This window comes from Aliikangiella marina (assembly GCF_007004765.1).
In the GTDB taxonomy this organism is placed as follows: domain Bacteria; phylum Pseudomonadota; class Gammaproteobacteria; order Enterobacterales; family Kangiellaceae; genus Aliikangiella; species Aliikangiella marina.
Window position 1 is genome coordinate 626,763 of record NZ_VIKR01000003.1, and the last position, 22,216, is coordinate 648,978.

Consider the following 22,216-nt stretch of genomic DNA (forward strand, 5'->3'; position numbering starts at 1 on the left):
GTCTAACCGTTAAAGGGTCTAACACAATGTCTTCTATTTCTAAGTCCTCTCCAAATCAAGGCATAACATCTTTCCAAGCGTTCACGCAATTAGTCGACTATTCATTGATGGATCAGTTAAATGCTGATCCGAATGCAACAAGCGATGGCGTTGATCATCACCCCCGCCAAGTATTTTCAGGTCACTATGTTCCAGTGATACCGACGCCAATCTTAGATCCAGAATATATTATTCATAGCCATGCATTTTTTGATGAGTTAGGGCTAAATGAAGAGCTTGTACACGACAAAGATTTTATAAGCGTTTTTTCAGGGGATTTAACAAAAGCGAGTAGACCGTTGCGCCGATTTGGTTGGGCTACGGGATACGCGCTTTCAATTTATGGTACAGAATATAGCCATCAATGTCCTTTTGGTACTGGCAACGGTTATGGCGATGGGCGAGCAATATCGCTATTCGAAATTGTAGTCAATGGTCAGCGCTGGGAAATGCAACTCAAGGGTGGTGGACAAACCCCCTATTGTCGAGGGGCCGATGGTCGCGCAGTGCTTCGCTCCAGCGTCCGCGAGTTTCTTGCTCAAGAATATATGCACTCACTTGGTGTACCGACTTCTCGATCACTAACACTTATTGTCAGCCGCTCGGAGACAGTCACTCGACCTTGGTATTCTGAAGATTCAAGTTCCACTGATCCGGACATATTAGTCGATAATCCCGTAGCAATTTCTACTCGAGTAGCCCCTTCATTTTTGAGAGTGGGTCAACTGGAGCTATTCGCTCGGCGGGTTAGAAACAATGATCACCGTGATGCTCGCAAAGAACTACGCATGATTGTTGAGCATCTGATACAAAGAGAATATCAATCGGATATTCCTCAGGGCTTAGATTTTGAAAGCCAATTAGTTCGACTAACTGATTGCTTTCGAAATCGACTGACATCACTAGTGGCTCAATGGATTCGTGTCGGTTACTGCCAAGGAAATTTTAATAGTGATAATTGTGCCGCGGGTGGATACACGCTCGACTATGGTCCATTTGGATTTTGTGAAATTTTTGATTCTGAGTTTCAACCATGGACCGGTGGTGGCAAGCACTTTTCGTTCTTTAATCAGCCTGTTGCCGCAGAAGCAAATTTTCATATGTTTTGGACAGCGATACGTTTACTCGTCGAAGACAACCCCGAAATCTTAGAAAAAGTGGACAACATACGTCGTGGTTTTCGCGAGGAAATGCAAGCTAAAATGAGAGAAATGTGGGCTTGCAAACTTGGTTTAATCGAATATGATTCTGAGTTGTTGAGTAAGCTGCTGCAATTGATGGAGCGCTCTGAAGTTGACTACACAATCTTTTTCCGTGAGTTATCTCATGTCCCAGAAGATATTTCTTCGCTAAAGAAAAGCTTTTATATTAAAACTTCGCCAGAACTCGATGAGCAATGGTGTGCCTGGCTGAGTTGTTGGCGTGATCGAGTCGGTAATAATCGCGATTTAGCCAGTGTTTCGACAAGTATGAAGGCTGTCAATCCAAAGTATACTTGGCGAGAGTGGTTGATTGTTCCTGCATATCAACAAGCCGAACAAGGCGACTATACTTTAATAAAAGAAATCCAAGCAGTGCTGAGCAAGCCCTACGATGAACAATCGAAAGAAGTGGAAGAGAAGTACTATCGATTAAAACCGAAACAATATTTTAATGCGGGTGGTATATCGCATTATAGTTGTTCGTCATAAGGCTAGAAAAAAAAACTTAGTGAAGGGCGGAGTCAATCGAGTCGATAAAGTCAATGACTCAAACGCTTAACTTCAGCCATTCAAATAAGATTTATAGCTTGTAAACCGATAGTCGATCACTGGTTTCACTCGCGCCGGCTTTTGCTGCACCAGCAATAACATAAATATTATTGTCAATAGCGACTGCGCCTAGTCCATGGCGCGGCACTGGCATTTCTCCCACTTGCGCCCACTGGTCGCTATTGGTGTCATATTGCCAAACTTTCTTATAAACTCCACCGCCATTATCGAAGAACTCTCCACCAAATACGTAAATATTCTCGCCAACTGCGGCTGCGGCTAAACCGCCTTGTGCTTGAGGCATCGGTGCTCTTGTTTGCCATTGGTTATTTTTAACATCGTAAACCTCATTGGTTGCCAGATTGCCTCCGTTGACTGTTCGCCCGCCAATGACATACCAAAGGTTATTGACCAGCGCGCTGCATGCACTGTTGCGTGCTGTTGGTATTGCTGGTGCATCAGTCCATTGTTCTGTGGCTGGATCAAAAACAAGGTGGCTATCGATGTCGCTATGGTGGCTCCATTGTCCATTCGCTTGTTTTAGCGGGGTTCTACCGCTCACTAGGTGAATTTTATCGTTAATAACGGCTGCCACGGTTTCACACATCGCAAAGGGCATTTTAACTTTACTCTTTCGCCATTTTTTATCTTCGAGCACTAGCACATCATTACTGGCATACCATCTTTGATCGCCTTTCCCGATAAAACCACTAAACCCGTATAATTTCGATTGATAAGACACTAAAAATGGGTGATGCCTTGGCTCTGGTAAATCGGCCAAACTAGACCAAGTATCAGTTTTGGGATCATAACTAATTACTGAAGAAGAAACTCCGCGAGTGGGGTTTCGATCTGGCGACAATCCACCCGCAACTATTATTTTGCCATCATGGAGCGTAGGATATATTTCCTGCACTCGATAGGGTAAGGGCTGTTTAGTTTGCCATGCGGCATAGCTAAGAGTCGGTAACATGAATAGTGCGCTGGAAGCGCCCAATAAAAGTTCACGTCGTTGCATGGTTAACCCCGAAAAATTAACTGGTTCTATTTTGAAAGTAACATATACTGGCTCAACAGTTTAGATTATTTTTCAAATAAATGGGGTCTGCTCCGTTCTTCAGCTCCTTTTTTGGAGTATGTAGGGCGCTCGTCTGTAGCAAGGTCTGCATCATTATTATAGTGAAGAATTATTTAGTAAGATTGCAAGTTGACTCTAATCCTAATGACTTAAACTATAAAAAAGGATAAATAGATGTTTTTGGACATACTGATAGCTTGGACTCCACTAATTTTGGTTATTATTAATGGGTCGGATTCGGATATTATTTCGGAAACAAGGTAAAGAAGCATCAGGCAGAATTAAAGCCAGATACATCCAGGCCAATGTCTTCACTATCGTTGGTCAGGGGAATAGAGCCCACAAATTATTTTCGAAAATATATTGTGATTATTGATGGCTGTGCAGTGGGAGAAATTTCTTCTGGGGAAACTAAACATTTTGAATTAGAGCCTGGTGAGCATTCAATTCAAATTAGAATTGATTGGTGTAAGACAGTTCCTTTCAGTTTTGAAGTAATGAAAGATAAGAATACTCGGCTAGTTTGTGGTGCAAACTATAATGATTGGAGGTGTTCTTTCATGTGGATGATTAAGCCGTCTAACTGGGTTTATATATCAGAGTTTCAGAGTTACTGATATGATGTATGCAAGGCAAATTCCATTACAACTCTGTCAGTCATTACCTATTAAGCTTATAGAAAAGCAGACGTTCATTACGCTAGGACTCAACAAAACGGGATATACGGTTCTTAGCATCCGTTAAGCCCAATGCGATACGGTTAAAAAAGTAAAGTGGAACGGCCAAGCAAAGATAAAATTGACAGAATCATCAGAGAGAAATACTCAGTGTCTCTGATGAGTGATACTAAATGGGAAAAAATTATAGATCGCGTGACTGATGTAGTAGGCGAGGTTTTTGTAAATTATAAGTTAATCTACTCAGAAGAGGTGTATGATAGTTCTCTTGACAGCTCTGATTTTAAGCCTTTTTTTATCGAGCCCACACTATACAAAGAAGTTGAGTGGTTGGAGTTTCCATATAGTTATTGTGCTCCAGTCAATCGCAATAATCTTAAAGCTGGTACAAAGACATATGATCAAGATGTAGCGGCGATTAAAGATGTGTTGGATATGATTGGGAGGTTTGATTTGGAGCAGTCACAGGCAGGACTAAAAATATACGGTTACAGATAAATAGCATAACAAAGATAGGTTAGAGGCGACCCTAGCGGGCCTCGCCAACTATCGGCGTTCGACAAGATCCATAACTAGGGAGACGCTCATCAATATAAATAGGTTTAAATAAAAGCAGTAATTAGAATACGTTGCTTTCTTAAATGTGATAAGCGCTATAAATTCGTTATTTTGATAGGTGCTAGAGTTAATAATGTCCGATTATACTAAATTATTAGAGTTTAATAGACCTCAATATGTGAAAGACCTAAACGTAAGCCGTGAAATTGAACAAGGGGTTGTTAAGGTTTGGCTGAGACTATCGAGTGAAGAGAGCCTACATCTAGTAGGTTTTGATGATCTTGCTGAATCTATAAGTAACCTAATACAGGCAGAGCGCGCAATAATTTCAAAAGAAAATAGTAGTGGTAAAGAATATGGTACTATTCGGATCGAGTGCTGGGTGGAAGAGAGTTATTCTGAGTTTTTTTGCGACTCTGCATACCAAACTAATTCGACAAGCTTTGTATAGAAGAAAGCACTATCCGACTAGATACATCACAGACTGTGTGAAAACGATCGATTATTTGTTTGATTTGTGATCTAATGATCTTACGGTCATTCAGCCATCGGTTAACTCAATGAAACGTTTCATTCAAGGTGAAAACCGAAGTCAAAGTACCTTATTTCCCGAAGCATTAGATGATTACATCAGCGAAGAAAATCAGATAAGAGTCATCGATGCTTATGTCGATTCAATCGACTTATTATCACTAGGCTTCAAAGGTGTAGAACCGAAAGACACGGGTCGTCCATCCTACCACCCATCAGTCATGCTTAAGTTATATATCTATGGCTACTTAAATCGTCTTCAATCAAGTCGGCGTTTAGAAAATGAAACGCATCGTAATGTTGAATTAATGTGGTTACTCAGCCGATTAACACCAGACTTTAAAACGATAGCAGATTTCAGAAAGGAAAACGGTCGAGGGATCAAGAATGTCTGTCGCCAGTTTATTGATTTATGTCGTCAGTTAAATTTGTTTAGTGAGACAGTGATAGCGGTTGATGGTAGTCGTTTTAAAGCTGTTAATAGAAAGAATCGAAACTTCACCCAGGCGAAAATCAAGTCACGGATTGAGCGAGCGGAAGCGAGTATCAGCGCGTATATGTCAGCGCTTGATAAGGCTGATAGGGACGCACCGAAAGATACAACTACTCAAGAAAAACTAAAAGATAGAATTCAATCATTAAAGGCTAAAATTGTTGAGCTTAATGAAATAGACAAGCGACGAAAGAAGTCACCCGATGGCCAACTGTCATTAACCGATCCAGACTCGCGTGCGATGTCAACAAAGGCGAATATATCAGGGCTTGTGGGATACAATGTTCAATCCGCAGTAGAGTCTAAGCACTATCTGATAGTCGCCCACGAGACGACCAACAGTGGTTCAGATCGAAATCAGTTAGCGAATATGGCCAAGCAAGCACGCTCAGCAATGGGAAAAGAATCCCTAACGGTATTAGCGGACAAAGGCTATTACAGTAGCTTGGATATATTAGCCGTTAAAGAGTTAGGAATGAAGCCATTGGTGCCTAAAATCTTTACCTCAGGCAAGCGAAAGCAAGGAATGTTTACCAGGGATGAGTTTAAGTATCAGCCCAAAAGAAATGAATATAGATGCCCAGCAGGAGAGCGACTACCTTATCGCCATTCGTCATTTGAGCGAGGAATGAACATTCATACTTACTACAGTAGCAACTGTCGAACTTGTAAGCTCAAAGAAAAATGTACAACGGGAAAAGAGCGCAGAGTTCGACGGTGGGAACATGAAGAAGTCTTAGAAAAAATGGACGATGCGTTAAAGAAATTTCCTGACCCAATGTTGGTTCGAAAATCGACAGTTGAGCACCCGTTCGGAATCATAAAATCATGGATGGGTGCAACGCATTTCCAAATGAGGACATTAAAACATGTAAGCACTGAAATGAGTCTGCATGTGTTGGCGTACAATCTAAAACGAGTGATGAAAATAATGGGAAGTAAAACGCTGATAGAAGCGATAAAAGCCTGAGGAAGGCTTGGCTTTAATATATCGATGAAATAAGGCCTTATACGAGCGTATATGACGGCTCTTAAATTGGCGCAAATATTAAAGAAAATATTTCATAATAAAATTAAAATTCGTTAAACCGGCTAAGAGAAAGCCTAAATAGCAATTGAGAGCATAATATGTGATGATAGGGTTTTTTCACACAGGCTGATCACATTTAAGACGTTCGATTGAAAATCTAGGAATTCAAAAAGCTGTCATTAGAATATTCTAACTGTTTCAAATAGAGTATTTTTCACGAGAAGGACGAATGAAAATAGTTCATATATTTCGGTTCGAAAAGCTTAGGGATGGTGGTTCACTAATCGTATCTTTTCAGTCAGATGATTCATGTGAGTATTGGGTCATGTTCCCTGTAGCGAATTTAGAATCTAATCTACCTAAATTTAAGAATCCAGTGCTAGTAAACCGGACTACAGGAATAGAAGTTGAACTGAGTCGAATGGGAGCGAAACAATGGCTTAATCAGCTAGCGCCTTTGTTTTATGCTCGCGATGAGCTTCCTCACGTATCCAAATATTCGGAAAAACGAATTCTCGGTGATATGCTAGCTTTGTGTGATGAAAGCACTTAATATCATAGCGCAAGAACCATCACTTTGCCGTCAAACTCAAGAAATATACCTGAAATCGATGAAGAAAAAGCCGACGTTCACTTTGAGTAATTTAAAGAATTAGAAGATTCGAATAAGTATGGATGAGCAAGATAAAAAAGCATTAGATGATATAGAGCAATATGGTTGCCATGTTCTTAGTATTATGGAAGGTGAAGGAGAACCTTGTTTCTCATATTCAATTGGTATAAACAAGAAGCAAGGCAAGCCCGATTTAGTTGTAGTTGGTTTAAAGAGCGAATTAGCTCATTCCATTATCAACAACTATAAAGACAGACTTCAAGAAGGTGAACTCATCGAGCCCGGAAAATTCTATTCGGACTTTTTAGGTGGATTTGATGTGTGTTTTGATAAGGTATCACTTAAACATTACGATGAATACTTTGGTTGGGGTAAGTGGCTTCATGACGGTTATGAATTCGATGTTTTACAATTGATATGGCCAACTACTGAAGGAGTTTGGCCGTAGGATGAGAATAAGTCCGATTACTATAAATGGGCTCAACCAATTTTGAATGAAAAAGGCGTGATAGAGAAGATAGGCTAAAAGGCTCGAACCATCACAGAGTTGACACTCAGTAAATATGGTAAAGTAAAAATCATTAAAAAAAGCAGTCACTCAAAAGCTCAGCTGACTCGATTTTAGATTTGAGGCTATGGATAAAAAAATATTTGGAAAAGAAGCCTTGGAACAATTAAATGGTTCTGAGAGAATACTTAGACTCAGGTCACTTCAAGGTCTACTCGTAAAAAGACTATCGGTACACGCTTCAGAGAAAGAGTTTTTTAGTGATATGAGACAGATCGTAGAATCCCTTAAGGAAATGGGGCACGATTTGTGGAGTAGAAGTTATGATGGAGAGACTGAAGTTTGGGGTGGTGATTATACGAAGCCCAAGACCAGCGGAAAACTTATTATTTCTTTCAACTTCGATAAAAAGGCATTTGTTGAGTGGGAACCTGATTTAAAGGATTGACAACATTTTAACAGCGAACAATGGATTCAAATTCGCTGAATATGTGTGTATGGCAATCTCCATCACCTAGCTGACGCTCATCGATGAGTTAATGAATAGTTTTAGCGGACATTGAGTCTACGATTCAATTAATATTATGAAAGTTCAAGATTAGTAAATTCGGAACATAGTATGCTTATTTTTATTAAGTTTATTGCAGCGATCTTTGCGATGTTCTTTATTGTAATGGCTTTTGCTGCGGCAAAGGTCTTCTTGGACTCTTTTAAAGAAGAAGATAGGTTTGGAAAGCCAGCAAGCATATTTAACGTATTTGTTATGGGTAATATGCTAAGCGAGAATGGGAGAAAGTATTTAAAGTTATTTAGAGTTTCCCTGTTATCAGCACTAATTTGCGCAGGTTTATTTGCTTTATTGATTTATCTTAATCCTGAGTACATGCCAGAAACAGTGGTTGTGAATAAAAAGTGACAGTCTCTGATCATCACAGAGCGGCCTCTCATTGACTTAGCATACGAGAGAAGTATTATGAGAAGCGGCCACTAAACATGCCAAGTTATCTACCCCTACTAGCTCTCTAGTGTAATCTAAGATGGTGTATTAAATGAGAGATCCGGAACGAATTGACGAAATACTTGATTTAATTGGGCGTATTTGGAAGAAGTACCCTGATCTTAGATTTCAACAATTAATTTATATTTGTCAGTCTGAATACTCAGAAATGCATAAAGGTTTGGGTAAAGTTGAAAGTGAAGAAAAAGACGGATTTAAAAGAGTTGGTTTTGATCTTTTCAATTTAGAAGATGATCAGTTTCTAAAGTATCTGAAATTTAGCCTTAAACATGGCACTTGGAGTAAGGATGCTTGAATTAACTGTTCCGAGTAGTTACATCGATAAGTTATTGGACTGTTTCACTCGTCAAAGAAGGTTTAGATCAGGCTCGAGTCATCACTATCGAGACGTTCGATATGGAATTATAGAAAACAAAAAACAGTCATTCGAAGTGCGGAGTATTTTAGAGAGAAATTAATTGGTTTTAGGCGAAATAATTAAAGTAACAGTTACTAAAGTTCATCCTTCTTACGTTAAAGTTGAATATGAAGGGCGTGAAGCAACCTTGCAGATAGCTGAAATAACGTGGAGAGCTGGAAAAATGTATAGTTCCGATTACGTTAAGGAAGGGCAACAAATTAGAGTAAAGGTTGTCGCTGTAGAAGGTGACGCATTCAGTGTCTCTTTAAAAGAAGCATCTTATGGAGGAAATCCATGGAAGTCTCCACCGAGAGTAGACGAAGAATTCTTTGCATCGGTAGTGCGGATAGCAGAATACGGTTACTTTTTTGAGCTAAATTATTATTGCCATGCGTTAATGTTATTAGAAGACGCACCTGAAACTCTTCAGATGGGTGATAGAGTTAAAGTGAAAGTTAAGTCTTGTAGTTCCGAGAGGCAGCGAGTCGAAGTAGTTCCGGTTTAAAGCTGTAGGTGGCAGGCTTAATTCATCACTTACCTGCCACTTAGTGAGTAAATTTAATAAATGAAAAGCAGACGCTGATAATTTATTTTCACCAACTAATAATACTTAAATGCGTTCGTCAGACTTTTTCAATTAACCAAGAGATACTAAAGAGAAAATAAAGAGAGACCGACGCGCAATTCGCGGGTCTCAATTAAGCGTTAGAAACAAGAAAATGCAATGAGTGAAATTTCAAAATTAATCGATGAATGCATTAAGCTAGGAATAGCCAAGTTTTTGAAGTCTCATGGTTTTAATAAAAGCGGACGAAATTGGCATAAAGAAGTCGACAATAATTGGCAAATCGTAAACGTTCAAGCAAGCTCTGGAAATTTTGCTTCAGAAGGAAGGTTTGCAATAAATTTAGGTGTTTATATTTCGGAGATAGAAAGTTATTGTGGCAATACCTTAAATGGTAAGCCTAAAGAATATGATTCAACAATAGGGATAAGACTGGGATCAACTGATTCCGCGTCAGATTTCTGGTGGGAAATTGATGCTAAATCAGATTTACAAAGTATTTCTAATGATGTTGTGCAAAAACTAGAAAGTCAGGGCATTTCTTGGCTAAATCATCATCTAGATATTAGCAATGTATCAAATAGTCTTAACGTGCAACCATCTGTCCAATCTTTTAGCGCAGCCCTTTTATCAGGCAACGAAGAAGAGGCGAAAAGAAGAGTCATTGCTGCGATAGAGGACAGACCCAGGGCAGAAGCTCACTTTAAACGTTGGTCTACAAAAGCAGGTCTGGAGCTATGAAAGGCTTAACAAGGTTCTGTTGCAGAGCTCTGCCTCGCAATACCCACAAAGCACAGCGTTGAATGTCCACTTTCGGGAAGTAAAAATAGCCCTAAATTTTTGAATCACGACAGTCCGCTTTATGGCAATGAATTATTCGACTCTACTGAGTGCTTTAGCTACCGTAAAATTATCGGTAGACTAGCTCTAGCCATCACAAAGGGGCCTCTGGAGTAAGAACGATGCTTATGCAGCGGCTCAAAAAGCAGTCGTTCAGATATGTGGTCGCAAGTGATCTGAGCCCTTTAGTCTCAAATTAAAAAACTCATGTTATGCGGTTCTTAGGGCCTTATAACACTGTGTTAAGTGTATAAAGTTAGCCGTCTATATAGGATTCAGATGATTATAGAAGAGCCTCTAGGAAGGATTCTAGATATATACTGTGATGTTAACTCATTAGATTTAGTTAATAATATATCTGAGAATTTGAAAGGGTACGATGAAGTTAAATTAAAACAACAGCTAAGAGACGCCATTGAGAATGATTCGATTAGCACAAAGAGTTACGAGATAGTAACCGGAGAGGAATACGAATCACAAGAAGATTTAAAGGCATGGTTTGTCGAGCTTTGGGAGATTATCTTCAAGACTAAATATAGTGATAAATTATAATCAATTAACGGGGCTTTGGAGTCTGACACTTTGTAATTAAAAGGCTCTAAACATCACACTGTAGCCATTGGACGAGTGGATTTTCTAAAGCAAAAGCTGTCGTTCGCTTGTGATGGTCATCTGACCGCGCTAACGCAAGGAATATTTCGGAGTTAGTCTCGTTTTACTCGTTCGAATCTACATAGAAATAACACAATGATTAAATTAAAAGACGCTTATTTAGCCCTTATCTTAAGTTTTGCCTTGGCTTACATGATTGAGTTTGTACTGGGCTATACCAATGCTTGGACGGTTCCGAAAAGTATTTATGAATTTCTCGGTATGCATTTTGGTCACTTTATAGTTGGGTTGCTAACAATAACCCTACCTTATTTTTTAGTTGCTCTGATAGTGATGCCTGCTCTTGTCGTTGTTTGTGGTAAGAATGCTCCTAAATATAGTGTGATTACTTTATTTGGTGTACTTGTTGTATTTGGGTTGTCTTCAAGCTCTTTCGTATTTACCGCGTCTAATTTTGTATTGGTTTTACCCGTAATAATGGGTTTACTCTCTATAGTATTAGCAACATACATCGTGACCAACAAGCTGAGACTTTCTTAGAAGAGTTGGATTAAAGAAAAATGGTGCTTAAAAAGAGTTCTTTGTCAGGCTCTGTTCATCACTTTTCGGACGGCCCTTGCGTTGTTTTAAGCCATTATTGACTTTAAAAGCGGACACTGAAGTCGAGAGATGGGCTCAATAATATTTAATACGAAAGTTTTTCAAGAAAGTACTTAATGAATTGTTCGGTTGAGAAAACATTTGATGGCAAAATAAATACACTTTTGATTTCTGGTGTGATTATTAATAGGTGGCTTTTAGCTAGAGCACTACGAAAGGTGCCAGGGTTGAGAATTACTGTAAAACCTAGTTTATCTGGATTTTATTCTAACAAACCTATATTGTGTTTTAGTTATAAAAATATCGATTTTGTCGCAGAACTAGATCCTTTCTCCAATAACCAGATTGAAATAAGAGAAAAGCATTGCCATGCAAAGCATGAATTACTTGAAGTTTATAAGGTGTTAAATAGTTTTGGATTTCCTTATGTCTGAGAAACTGGACAGAGAATCCTTTGCTGGCCGACTTGAAACATCACATTTTAGCCGGTCGTTTAATCACTATAGTATTTTAAAAGTGGACGTTCGAAAGGAAAGAGTCGTAATTATCGAATTTTCACATTTACCAACTCGCTGAGAGAATTTAGATAATGAAAATTAGAAGCAATCAAACAGTTTGTGAGTGGGTCGGAGTGGTTCCTAGCGAACCTGAAAGTGGAACTAAACTAGGTATCGCTCTTGAAACTCTGGGAAAATCACCTATTAATGGATTGCGACACAAAGAAGAAAATGGAACAAATGGTTGGTATATTTGGTGTGGAGAAGAAATGTCCGACGAGAGTGACTTTTTCGCTCCATTACATATAGGACATATCTCCGAGTACCTTCCGGAAGTTAAAGAGTATTTATCATTGCCACCAGGTTATAGATTCTTAATCGATGGTAAGGATTATGAAGACGTTTGGTATGATGAGGAGTTACTCAATACTTAGCATAATTGGCTTGAGCTGAGTTTGTTGCTCGGCAATCTTCATCACGTTGTTGCCGTTTAGGGGGGACCTACGACCTAAAAGCAATCAAGCGAGCAAGATTTCTGATCCAACTAATTTACAAATAGCGAAGCGTTAAGTCCAAAATGAATAAACACTTACTAATAGTTTTGATAATGTTGACAAGTTCTGGAGTATCTTATTCTTCTAATGTTTTAAAAGATCCGACGATACAACGCGGTGATTTTACGACTGAGGAGAGAGATAAGATAATCCAGCAAGTAAATTCATTGGGAACGAAAGAATCTGTATGTGTGCGGCAATTTTATAGGTCGTATCAAAAATCACTTTTTGACTACTGTGAAGCTAACGGCAATGGAAGTAGTGTAGGTGGAGACTGTGAGCATATTGCATATGCTTGGTCTTTGCATTCAGCGGTTACAGTACAGGCGTTTAGACATTGCGATATTGAACTTAACCAGTCATTGAAGAAAGACGATAAAAGCAAAAGCGCTTCTTAGCGAAGCGTTATGTTGAAGAGGTAAGTTTGATGAAAATTTTAATGTACATAACCCTTTTGACTTTTTCTAGTTTTTCGCTAGCTTGTGCAATGCCGATATCCGGCGAAAAGTACGATGCTTTAATTGAAGTTACAAAAGCTGAGACAGACTTTCATGTGAATGAGTTTGGATATACTGTTAAATTCCCTTCGGTTGTAGATGGGCAAAAGCTTGAATTTGCCGCATTTTATATTGCAAGTTTGAATGACAAAAATTATGAAAACCATATTCGAATACCTATAGATACTAATAAACAAGGTAAGTTTTCTGTAGGCTATGTTGCAGTGATGGGTAAGCTAGATTCAAGTGTTACTGTAAGTGTTGGTTGGGGGCGAGGTGGGATATGTCCTATTAGCGCTAGCAAAACTATAAAACATGACAAATTAAAGCAGTAGATGAACTACTGTTTGAGGCGTTGAGTGTCCACTTTCGGGCACCAATAATGATGCTAGACTAGCAGTATGTGAATGTCTCTTATATGGCATTTCTTGCCTCTAATTAAAGTGAGCCTGCAACGTGAGAACATCTCTCCACTACGGTCGAAATGACAGGCGCAGGACCACTTCATAGTGGCCCCTGTCATTTTTTACAAAGAGTAAACGCTCTATTGTGAATCTTTATACTTTAATAATCTGCTTATAAAGACCATCAATACCTGCTTTATCTTCAGCAATAGCAATTAGCCCATGCGACGCTAAATTTTTAATTTGCCCCATTAATTTACCATCACCAAACAGCTTATTCTCTTCCAGTGGTGCTTTAGTTACAAATAGCGTCACTTGTTTGCCGTCGACTTCAGCAATGATATGCATTGCCTCATCGTTACCAAAATCACAGCCGCTAGCGAAGGTAATTTTTTCTGGTAAGCTTGGCAACGTTAACCCCATCTTAGCTAATTTTGCGATGACAGCTTTGCTTGAAATCACTTTATCTCGTTCTAAATAACCGGCCTCATGATAAACATGCGCAAGTGCTTCTTCGGTGACGGGAAGTTGTTCCTTATTGATTAAGTTAAAGCTTAAAATCGAAACAAGTGCGACAGAGGCCGCTATCGCAAAATTAAAAAAACGATTGCGTCTTTTAGTTAATCGTTGGTTTAAGATAACCTTATCCGCGAGAGCTTCCGGTACATCAATATTCATTGCCTGCTGAAGTTGACTTTCAAACTGTTGCGACTCTTTGATTTCCGCGAGCTTCTCATCGGAAATATTTTCAAATGATTCAACATCAACATCACTCAATTGACTTTGAGGATCGGCGAGCTGACGTCTTTTCTTTTCTAGCTCATCCATTATTACTACCTCTTTCTTGGGAATTATCGACCATAAGTTTTTTCAATTCGGCTCTTGCTCTAAATAATCTTGTGGAAACGGTGTTTAAGTTGACTTCCATCACATCGGCAATTTCATTGGTTGATAAACCGCCGATAATCTGCAGCGATAACGGTTGTCGGTATTGATCGGGTAACTTGTATATTGCTCTGCGTAAAAACATCGATTGTAAATCGTCTCGCCCATCGGCAATTTGCTCTAATTGCCATTCTTCATTGAGTTCGACTAGCGGCAATTGCTTGCGCTCAAATCGCCTCGCATTTTCACGACTGAGAATTGTAAACAGCCAAGGTTTCGCAGAATTAAAGTCTTTTAGCTGATGAATGTTTTTCCAGGCTCGAGTAAATGTTTCTTGGACTAAGTCTTCGGCAATTGAGCGACTTTTGCTTAGCCAATAAGCATAGCGAAAGAGCTGCTGATAGAAGCTTTTAACCAAGCTCTCAAATTGTTTGTCTTTGATTGAAATCATAGTCTAAGATTTGTCTAAAGCTGCAACGTAGTAGGTGGCACAGAGTCTATTCTGTTCTCAACCTATTTAGACCTGCCTAACTGAGCTTTTCTTACACTATAAACCAAAAAAAGGAGCACAAAGGCTCCTTTTTCTAAAATGAGCATGATTTTTACAACTCAGAGAATACGCTATCTGCTGCAGTTAGGGTCTTTTCAAGGGTATCGTCGTCATGCGCAGCACTCACAAAACCAGCTTCAAAAGCTGAAGGTGCTAAATAAATGCCAGCATTGAGCATACCATGGAAAAACTGCTTGAACCGCTCTTGATTTGAATTAACGACCTGCGAAAACCGCGTGACTTGCTTCTCCTCGGTAAAGAAAAGACCAAACATGCTACCCACATGATTGGTCGTAAACGGAACCTTGTGCTTGTCAGCCAGTTCTTGCAGTCCTCTGACCAATCGCTCAGTGTAATCATAAAGGGGCTTTAAATAGTTTTGGATTGCTAACAGGTTGAGCGATGCTAACCCAGCATTCATGGCGATAGGATTACCGGAAAGCGTACCCGCTTGGTATACCGGACCTGCAGGTGCAAGGTGCTGCATAATCGCCTTTTTGCCACCGAAAGCACCAACCGGCATGCCGCCTCCTAGGATTTTCCCTAACGTAGTTAGATCGGGTTCGACATTGTAAAGTGCTTGTGCACTGCCTGGACCAACACGAAAGCCACACATGACTTCGTCAAAAATCAGTACTGCGCCATGTTCGTCACACAGAGTTCTCAAACCTTCCAGAAAACCTGCAACCGGCGGAATACAATTCATATTACCGGCGATAGGCTCAACAATTATGGTCGCGACATCATTGGGATTGGCTTCTAGTAGCTCCCTAACGCTGTCGAGGTTATTGAATTCTGCGGTGAGTGTGTGCTTGGCAAAATCTGCGGGTACGCCGGGGGAAGTGGGTTCTCCCAGAGTGAGTGCGCCTGAGCCCGCTTTAACTAACAAACAGTCAGCATGGCCATGATAACAGCCTTCAAATTTAATCAGTTTGTCTTTACCAGTATATCCGCGCGCTAATCGTATTGCAGACATGGTCGCTTCAGTACCTGAACTAACCATTCGCACTTGGTCCATTGATGGGATCATTTCGCATACCTTGCGAGCCATTACCAATTCGATTTCAGTCGGCGCTCCAAAGCTTAAGCCGTTGAGTGAAGCTTTGACCACCGCTTCCCGAATTGCGCTGTGGTTATGCCCATGAATCATCGGCCCCCAAGAGCCAACATAGTCCACATAGTCTTTTCCGTCGACATCGGTGAAATAGGCGCCATTTGCTTTTTCGACGAAAACGGGTGTACCGCCAACACCATTAAAGGCTCGTACTGGTGAGTTTACAGCACCAGGAATAACTTCTTTTGCTTGGTTAAATAGTTCTTCAGATTTGCTCATAATATTATGTCTTATTAGATAAAAATTTCTCGGTGCATGATATTCAATATATGCGCGGCGTTATTCAACAGCCAATATCCAACACCCTTCACTCCAATACCGTCTTGATTCTAATCGTCCAAGCCGACAAACCAATTGACCTCGCGCTCATATTGATGAAGCTGATTTTCAACGCCGAGGATACAAGCAAACAATGCCATTCTGACTAAAACGCCATTGTCAGTTTGGCGGAAAATCGCCAGTCCCGGTTCTGTATTTAAGTCGTTGTCTAGCTCATTAGCATCGTTGCGAGAGTCTCTAGGAAGCGGGTGCATGATGACAGCATTAGGTTGGCAGTGTTGAGAATAAATTTGTTTGTTCAGCCTAAAGTATCCCCGATATCGATTAGCTTCTTCTTGCGAGCTAAATCGCTCTTCTTGAATTCTGGTTTGGTAAATTACATTGGCTTGCGGCAACCCTTGTTCGAGGGTGTTGCCAATTTCCACTTGATGTCCAGCATTGGTTAATATGTCTACGTACTTGGTAGGCATGGCGAGCGCTTCCGGCGAGATCAATTGAATTTTCAAGCCTTGATAAAGCCCAAGTAATTGGCAAAGCGAGTGCACTGTTCGACCGTGTTTTAAATCGCCGAGAAGCGTCAGGCTAAGGTCTTGAATACCTCTGTCTTGGCTGGCCAGTTCCTGATGAATAGTAAATAAATCGAGCAACGCCTGAGTTGGGTGCTCGTTGGGACCATCGCCGCCGTTAATCACCGGTACTCGGCTGCCGTGCGCAAATTCTGCAACTGACCCGGCTTCTGGATGGCGCATCGCAATTATATCGCTATAACCTGAAAGCACTTGAGCTGTGTCGTAGAGGGATTCACCTTTAGCGAGCGCAGAGTTGGAAAGCCCGGTAGTTTCTCTTACTTCACCACCGAGCAAGTTGAAGGCGCAACCAAAACTGACTCGCGTGCGAGTACTGGGTTCGAAAAACATATTGCCGAGAACCGCTCCTTCCAACACTCGAGTCACTTTTTGACGAGTCGCATAAGGGCGCATCGACTCAGCAACTTTGAATAGGTCATTAATCAGTTCGAGTGATACGTCTTTTACAGAGAGTAAGTGCTGACCTTTGAGTTTCACGGTGACATCCCAGCGAGAATAAGCGAATTAGAAAAGTGCGGCTATTTTAGTCTTTTTTAATACCACTGCCTAGTTTGCATGAGGTTAATCTGAATACAATTGCACGACAAATAAGCTCATCGGGTAAAAACGCCTAGCTTCTCAAGGAGCGGGCTTTTCTTATTGTGCATATGATTAATTAACTCTTCTCGCGCTTGCTCAGCGGTTAACCCATGCTCGACCAGCTGTTTAACGACTTTATCAAAGGCCAAGCGCCTCACATCACCTTGCTCACTGGTATCTCGGCGATCGCCGAAATGATCTAAGATTGCTTGTCCACAAGCACATTGGCGAGCAATTTTGATATAGGTGTTACCCGCCTCATCAATGGACTCAGAGACTTGAGGGGCTGATTGGTAAGCTGTAGTTTGACTAATAAATGCCTGTTCATTTTCATAGCGTTTGCCACAGTTACTGCACGCCTTCGGAAAAGAGGCGTCTTCCAGAGCTTTGAGGTTGTTAAATAGCTGGTTTTCGTTCAAGTCGAGACACCTGTATGCATCATTATACGAGAGTGATCATCGTCACGTTGAGTTAGCAGCTGAAAGTTGCGCTTTTAACTCGGTAAATATCTTATTCATTATGTGTCATTCGCAGACGTCGTGTTCTGCACAATAACCACGCCAGAGTTTGCCATTATAGTCTTTTTACTATTGCTTTGCGTCGCACTATCCTTATTGCTTCGAAAATGGGTAAAAACCAGTGAAATTAGTCACTCGCCCTTTGGTTTTGCTTGGCGGCCTACGAGCGGGCGCCCATCTCATAGCGGCTATCTGAATGTCTTTATTTAATTATCTCTTGTGACGAAACACTGAATTTAACCGGTTTTGTGATTGATCTTTTTGTATTTACAGTCTCAAAAAGGTAGGATGTGCTCAGATAATATTAAAAATACTAACATAATTAGTCAGTTAGCGAATTATTAGCTAAAGTTAAGTTAGACGCAACTCGGTAGGATGCGAGCCTTATGCTTCGGTTTTTAGTCAAATATCTTTTGTTGGCGATTATTTTAGCGGCCGCCGCCATGCTTACAGCACAGTGGAAGCTTGAAAAAGATATTGATAGCTTTGCTAATATGATCGGCGCCTTTGCCGAGTTTGACTATGAGTCGGCCAAGATTAACCTCACCGGTGAAGTGAGGATCAACTCAATCAGAATTTATATTAATTCGATCCAAGCAAACATTGAAATTGGCGAATTGCGCTTTTCAGCGGGTAACCTTTACGATCTCGCTTTTCTTGAATCAAGCTTAAGAGAGCAACAGCTTCCCGAAAACGGGCATCTTTATTTAACGGACGTGCTCATCCCATTCAATAATACCTTACTGAAAGCTGTCAAAACGGACGAAGCGCCAACTTCTGCAAATATTCTCGATGCTGCATTTTGCGGCCAGCATGATCGCATCAGTCCAGTTGAATTAGAAGCAATGGGTTTTGACTACATTGCATTCTCTGGAAAACATTTTTATTTATTAGATAAATATAGTGGAAGTGTGGTTTTCAACGGCAACTTTGATGTTGAAGAAATGTTCGATGTTACTTACCAAATCAATATTAGTGGTGTTATGGCATGGTTGGAGTCGCTTGAAGAACGACGAATAGGTCAGTTTCAAGAACGCGTTATTCCACCGCAGTTGGCGCTATTGGAAGTTCGCAAAAAAGATAGAGGTTTTAATCAAAAGAAAGCTGAGTACTGCGCAATTCGAGAAGGTGTTACAACTGATGAATACTACGCGGGACATATTACTGAAGTGGACAAGCAATTATCCAGTGTGGGTATTTCGGTTAAGGATGATTTTAAAGCGGCTTATCAAGCCGCGATAAAACCAGATAGCCAACTTGCTTGGTTTATTCAACCTAAAGCTAACTTTGAATTCGAAGGGGTTAACTATTATACCTTTGAGGAACTTCGTGATCTAAGTGGTTTAAGGGTGAGTGTAAATGGTACTCAGGTATCAGATTATTTTGAAGGTTGGACTGGTGAGAACTTTAATTTGATCGCTGAAAATTTGATGAAAGAGCGAGCGGCAAAATTGGGTGCGACTTCACCGCTATATCAGCAGGTAGTGATTACTCGAGAGTATAAAGCGATGAACTTAAATCGCGCCGCAGAATTCCTTGAAGAAAAAGTACGCGTAACGCGTGACGATGGGCGAGTTTTTGAAGGTATCTTGTCGCGCACGTCAGACAGGTCGATTTGGCTGTTCCAAAAGTCGTTAACAGGCGATGTGACGATCCCATTTGCTCGGACTCGCATCGTTAAGTTTGAAGTTTATCAATAACAACTGACAAAAACTTGCGAGTTACTGACTGTAATCAAAATTGACATAAGGATAGATAGCGGTCTATTTATTTATGTTGAACATTAGAAAACCTGGTCAATCTAAAAAGGTTTCACGACCGCTAATACGACAACGATAAAAAGAATGATCACCGGAAACTCATTAAACCAGCGATAGAATATATGCCCTTTATCAAAAGTTTTAGTTTGAAATTTTTTTAAATGGTTGCCGCATAAGAAATGGTAACCAATGAGAATTGTCACCAGCGCTAGTTTCACATGCATCCATCCCATCTTCATCCAAGCAGAATTTAAATACAGTAACCATACGCCGAGTCCGACCGTGATAAATAAAAATGGCGTGATAAACCGATACAGCTTTCTTGCCATTATCAATAGGTGATCGTAAGTATTTTTGTCTTCGACCATCGCTAAGTTGACAAATATTCGTGGCAAATAGAAGAGTCCTGCAAACCAGCTAGTAAAAAAAATGATATGGAATGCTTTGATATACAGATACCAGTCTTGCATGAGAGTGTTCGCTCGATTTTTAAAAGTTGCGGTAAATTGGCACCGATAGTTTAAACGCGAAAAACATTAAAGTCTTTTGTTTTGTTAGATTCGTTGCCGGTAGCGTGATTCTGAGCCAATGGGTTCAAATATTTGCGACCTGTTGTTTATGGCTCGAGCTATTTATAACTGTAGTGTGACTCAATCGCCTCACGAGTTAGTATCCCGTATATTTTATCATTGAGTGGTGCAGTGGTTCTGAATATGTAGACTGCGTCAACCGATTCACGATCCATCGTGTCGAGCGCCTCTTCAAGGTTTGCTTGTAAATAAACCGAGGCAATGTCTTGTCGGTCTGCAGGTATCGAAAACAAGTCTATATCGCCATGTTCTGGGGCTTCGTACATTTCTCCCGACTCTTCGGCATTTTTTTTATCTTCAGCGTCTTTTTCTTTTTGCTCAAAATAATATCGAGCTAGATCATTAGCGAGCATAAGATATTTGGGGACCTTATCTTCCATAATTAAAATCCAACGCGGCGTCGACTCTAACAGCTTTTCAGTTTGTTCAAAGGGCAAGTACTTGTCTTGGACTACCATCTTACGTTCCATCAAGCCCGCAACACCGACACTCCGTAAAAATTGGGACAATGGATTAACTTTTAATTCGAGACCTTTGACGCGTAATTGTGATTCGAATATTGATGGCTGCTTGAACAGCTGAGAAACGATTAAATTAGCGATTACCAGGGAGAGCATTCCTGGCAGTAAAACATTCGGGTTGTTGGTTAATTCGAGTAAAGCCATCAAGGCTGCGAGTGGTGCTTGAAGGGTTGCACTCATCATCGTGGCCATGCCAACCATTGAATAAAATGCGTAATCGGACGCATAGTTCGGAAACATGTATCCGCCAAAGACTCCCAGAACGCCGCCAAGTGTTGCCCCAATAAACATCGCCGGACCGATGACTCCGCCGGGCAGCGACAAACCAGAACAAATAATAGTCGCTAAGAGTTTACCAACGAAAGCAATTGCCAAAATTTGTAAGCTTAATTCGCCGTGCAATGCCGAGTTAACGGTATCGTAGCCGATTCCCATAATTTGTGGCGCACCGAGTGCAATTATTCCACAGCAAGTACCCGCGGTTCCGCACTTTAACCAGCTCGACCAATCTCTTGCTCGAGTGGCAACGACTCTAGTCGCCATGATAAAGAAACTCGCAACGACTCCAATGACGAGCCCCAATAAGATAAAGTAAGGAATTTCCCACAAGGATTGAAGATCTAAAGAGGGAACGATAAATGCCACGTCATTTCCAAAAACAATTCGTGACATAATTGCTGCCGTCACCGATGCGATGATCAATGGAATGAAGCTCGCCACGGCATACTCCATCATGACGACTTCCATCGCAAAAATAACCCCGGCTAGCGGCGTGTTGAAACTTGCAGAAATTGCAGCGGCCGTCCCGCAACCAACCAGGATACGAATACTATTATTGGGTAAGTGCATTTTCTGACCCAGCCAGCTGCCAGCAGTTGAGCCGAGATGTATACCAGGCCCTTCTCGACCGACTGATTGCCCTGAGGCAATCGTCATGCCTCCAACAACAAACTGCACTACCGCATTTCGCCAATTCATATAACCTTGGTGAAAAGACATCCTTTCTAGCACGTGGCCGACACCAACTTGGCGTCTCTCTTTACCAACTTTGTGGAGGACGTAGCCAACTAAGAAACCGCCGACTAGGGGTAACGTTAAACGAAACCACCAAGGTGACCCTTCAAAATCATTAGCGCCTTCGCCTGAGTGCCAGAGCACCAAGCCACTTTCGATGAATAATCTAAATAAGATAACAACGCCGCCAGCGAGCAATCCACACACAAGACCCATTACAGTCAAAATGGGGAGCGCGTTTAAGCTACCGAGTTTTAAGCGAATTGTTTCTATAAAGGACATTGATTTTTATTGGTATCTGCCAAGCTCAATTGGGTTTTACTTTAGTTGCAGGGCGACCTTGTAATGAGTGCACAAAATAAGAATGTAGTGAACTTTTACATAAAATGTCGGAAATGCTGCTCGTTTTCCTAAATAACTTTAAGAACAGCATATAACCTATTGATAAAAAAGACAAATAAAATATGAATTTATCGCCCACCGTCTGATATTTTTAGAGACTTGTGAGTCCGAATGTACTAATATGCCGATTATTATTGTCGTAAATCTCAAAA

The 22,216-nt window shown here is 40.7% G+C and carries 26 protein-coding genes; 18 read left to right on the forward strand and 8 right to left on the reverse strand.

Translation table 11 applies throughout. The features are described 5' to 3' along the window. Positions 1 to 26 precede the first annotated feature (26 nt). Positions 27 to 1,730, forward strand: a complete 1,704-nt coding sequence (locus tag FLL45_RS14655) for a protein adenylyltransferase SelO (protein ID WP_142942802.1) — start codon at positions 27 to 29, stop codon at positions 1,728 to 1,730. A 91-nt stretch (positions 1,731 to 1,821) separates the two neighbouring features. Here FLL45_RS14655 and FLL45_RS14660 read toward each other — a convergent pair whose 3' ends face one another. Next, positions 1,822 to 2,808, reverse strand: a complete 987-nt coding sequence (locus tag FLL45_RS14660) for a Kelch repeat-containing protein (protein WP_142942803.1) — start codon at positions 2,806 to 2,808, stop codon at positions 1,822 to 1,824. A gap of 833 nt (positions 2,809 to 3,641) precedes the next feature. Here FLL45_RS14660 and FLL45_RS14665 point away from each other — a divergent pair. The 16 genes from FLL45_RS14665 (at position 3,642) to FLL45_RS14740 (ending at position 13,196) form a co-directional block, all read left to right on the forward strand. Continuing rightward, positions 3,642 to 4,043 carry a DUF6678 family protein gene (locus tag FLL45_RS14665; protein WP_342778761.1) on the forward strand — a complete coding sequence of 134 codons (402 nt, stop codon included), beginning with the start codon at positions 3,642 to 3,644 and terminating at the stop codon, positions 4,041 to 4,043. Between the two features lie 193 nt (positions 4,044 to 4,236). Then, complete coding sequence (locus tag FLL45_RS14670; protein ID WP_142942805.1) at positions 4,237 to 4,554, forward strand: hypothetical protein; 318 nt, start codon at positions 4,237 to 4,239, stop codon at positions 4,552 to 4,554. 109 nt (positions 4,555 to 4,663) lie between these two features. Then, positions 4,664 to 6,097, forward strand: a complete 1,434-nt coding sequence (locus FLL45_RS14675; RefSeq protein WP_142942806.1) for an IS1182 family transposase — start codon at positions 4,664 to 4,666, stop codon at positions 6,095 to 6,097. Between the two features lie 289 nt (positions 6,098 to 6,386). Further along, positions 6,387 to 6,710 carry a hypothetical protein gene (locus FLL45_RS14680; protein WP_142942807.1) on the forward strand — a complete coding sequence of 108 codons (324 nt, stop codon included), beginning with the start codon at positions 6,387 to 6,389 and terminating at the stop codon, positions 6,708 to 6,710. Between the two features lie 118 nt (positions 6,711 to 6,828). Continuing rightward, on the forward strand, positions 6,829 to 7,218 hold the full coding sequence (locus tag FLL45_RS14685; RefSeq protein ID WP_142942808.1) for a DUF4262 domain-containing protein: 390 nt from the start codon (positions 6,829 to 6,831) through the stop codon (positions 7,216 to 7,218). A 187-nt stretch (positions 7,219 to 7,405) separates the two neighbouring features. Beyond that, entirely contained in the window at positions 7,406 to 7,726 is a 321-nt protein-coding gene (locus FLL45_RS14690) for a hypothetical protein (RefSeq protein WP_142942809.1), read from the forward strand. Positions 7,727 to 7,897: 171 nt separating this feature from the next. After that, on the forward strand, positions 7,898 to 8,194 hold the full coding sequence (locus FLL45_RS14695; protein ID WP_142942810.1) for a hypothetical protein: 297 nt from the start codon (positions 7,898 to 7,900) through the stop codon (positions 8,192 to 8,194). Positions 8,195 to 8,327: 133 nt separating this feature from the next. Then, positions 8,328 to 8,591 (forward strand): hypothetical protein, encoded by a 264-nt coding sequence (locus tag FLL45_RS14700; RefSeq protein WP_142942811.1) that lies wholly within the window; start codon positions 8,328 to 8,330, stop codon positions 8,589 to 8,591. Between the two features lie 163 nt (positions 8,592 to 8,754). Next, positions 8,755 to 9,201 carry a S1 RNA-binding domain-containing protein gene (locus FLL45_RS14705; RefSeq protein ID WP_142942812.1) on the forward strand — a complete coding sequence of 149 codons (447 nt, stop codon included), beginning with the start codon at positions 8,755 to 8,757 and terminating at the stop codon, positions 9,199 to 9,201. 219 nt (positions 9,202 to 9,420) lie between these two features. Further along, positions 9,421 to 10,002: a DUF4304 domain-containing protein gene (locus tag FLL45_RS14710; RefSeq protein WP_142942813.1), complete on the forward strand. Its 582-nt coding sequence runs from the start codon at positions 9,421 to 9,423 to the stop codon at positions 10,000 to 10,002. Positions 10,003 to 10,380: 378 nt separating this feature from the next. Next, positions 10,381 to 10,653, forward strand: a complete 273-nt coding sequence (locus FLL45_RS14715) for a hypothetical protein (RefSeq protein WP_142942814.1) — start codon at positions 10,381 to 10,383, stop codon at positions 10,651 to 10,653. A 195-nt stretch (positions 10,654 to 10,848) separates the two neighbouring features. After that, complete coding sequence (locus tag FLL45_RS14720) at positions 10,849 to 11,253, forward strand: hypothetical protein (protein WP_142942815.1); 405 nt, start codon at positions 10,849 to 10,851, stop codon at positions 11,251 to 11,253. A 176-nt stretch (positions 11,254 to 11,429) separates the two neighbouring features. Further along, complete coding sequence (locus FLL45_RS14725) at positions 11,430 to 11,747, forward strand: hypothetical protein (RefSeq protein WP_142942816.1); 318 nt, start codon at positions 11,430 to 11,432, stop codon at positions 11,745 to 11,747. A gap of 155 nt (positions 11,748 to 11,902) precedes the next feature. After that, complete coding sequence (locus FLL45_RS14730) at positions 11,903 to 12,244, forward strand: immunity protein Imm33 domain-containing protein (protein WP_142942817.1); 342 nt, start codon at positions 11,903 to 11,905, stop codon at positions 12,242 to 12,244. 143 nt (positions 12,245 to 12,387) lie between these two features. Beyond that, positions 12,388 to 12,762, forward strand: a complete 375-nt coding sequence (locus FLL45_RS14735; RefSeq protein WP_142942818.1) for a hypothetical protein — start codon at positions 12,388 to 12,390, stop codon at positions 12,760 to 12,762. 29 nt (positions 12,763 to 12,791) lie between these two features. Next, positions 12,792 to 13,196 carry a hypothetical protein gene (locus tag FLL45_RS14740; protein ID WP_142942819.1) on the forward strand — a complete coding sequence of 135 codons (405 nt, stop codon included), beginning with the start codon at positions 12,792 to 12,794 and terminating at the stop codon, positions 13,194 to 13,196. Positions 13,197 to 13,418: 222 nt separating this feature from the next. Here the strand turns inward: FLL45_RS14740 and FLL45_RS14745 are convergent, their stop codons facing one another. The 5 genes from FLL45_RS14745 to FLL45_RS14765 all read right to left on the reverse strand — a co-directional run bounded on the left by FLL45_RS14745 (position 13,419) and on the right by FLL45_RS14765 (position 17,678). Then, entirely contained in the window at positions 13,419 to 14,093 is a 675-nt protein-coding gene (locus tag FLL45_RS14745; RefSeq protein ID WP_142942820.1) for a DUF3379 family protein, read from the reverse strand. Further along, complete coding sequence (locus tag FLL45_RS14750) at positions 14,086 to 14,601, reverse strand: sigma-70 family RNA polymerase sigma factor (protein ID WP_142942821.1); 516 nt, start codon at positions 14,599 to 14,601, stop codon at positions 14,086 to 14,088. Before FLL45_RS14750 ends, FLL45_RS14745 begins: the two co-directional genes overlap by 8 nt. Positions 14,602 to 14,752: 151 nt before the next feature. Next, complete coding sequence (gene hemL, locus FLL45_RS14755; protein ID WP_142942822.1) at positions 14,753 to 16,033, reverse strand: glutamate-1-semialdehyde 2,1-aminomutase; 1,281 nt, start codon at positions 16,031 to 16,033, stop codon at positions 14,753 to 14,755. A 110-nt stretch (positions 16,034 to 16,143) separates the two neighbouring features. Next, positions 16,144 to 17,157, reverse strand: coding sequence for an aspartate carbamoyltransferase (locus FLL45_RS14760; protein WP_142942823.1), 1,014 nt, complete (start codon positions 17,155 to 17,157; stop codon positions 16,144 to 16,146). Positions 17,158 to 17,273: 116 nt separating this feature from the next. Continuing rightward, the gene (locus FLL45_RS14765; RefSeq protein ID WP_142942824.1) at positions 17,274 to 17,678 is read right to left on the reverse strand and encodes a hypothetical protein; all 405 of its coding nucleotides are present in this window, start codon (positions 17,676 to 17,678) and stop codon (positions 17,274 to 17,276) included. A gap of 485 nt (positions 17,679 to 18,163) precedes the next feature. Between FLL45_RS14765 and FLL45_RS14770 the strand changes: the two genes are divergently transcribed. Next, positions 18,164 to 19,477 (forward strand): hypothetical protein, encoded by a 1,314-nt coding sequence (locus tag FLL45_RS14770; RefSeq protein ID WP_142942825.1) that lies wholly within the window; start codon positions 18,164 to 18,166, stop codon positions 19,475 to 19,477. 101 nt (positions 19,478 to 19,578) lie between these two features. Here the strand turns inward: FLL45_RS14770 and FLL45_RS14775 are convergent, their stop codons facing one another. Both FLL45_RS14775 and FLL45_RS14780 read right to left on the reverse strand, forming a co-directional pair. After that, positions 19,579 to 20,007 carry a CopD family protein gene (locus tag FLL45_RS14775; protein WP_142942826.1) on the reverse strand — a complete coding sequence of 143 codons (429 nt, stop codon included), beginning with the start codon at positions 20,005 to 20,007 and terminating at the stop codon, positions 19,579 to 19,581. A gap of 158 nt (positions 20,008 to 20,165) precedes the next feature. After that, complete coding sequence (locus FLL45_RS14780; RefSeq protein ID WP_142942827.1) at positions 20,166 to 21,944, reverse strand: chloride channel protein; 1,779 nt, start codon at positions 21,942 to 21,944, stop codon at positions 20,166 to 20,168. Between the last annotated feature and the right edge of the window lie 272 nt (positions 21,945 to 22,216).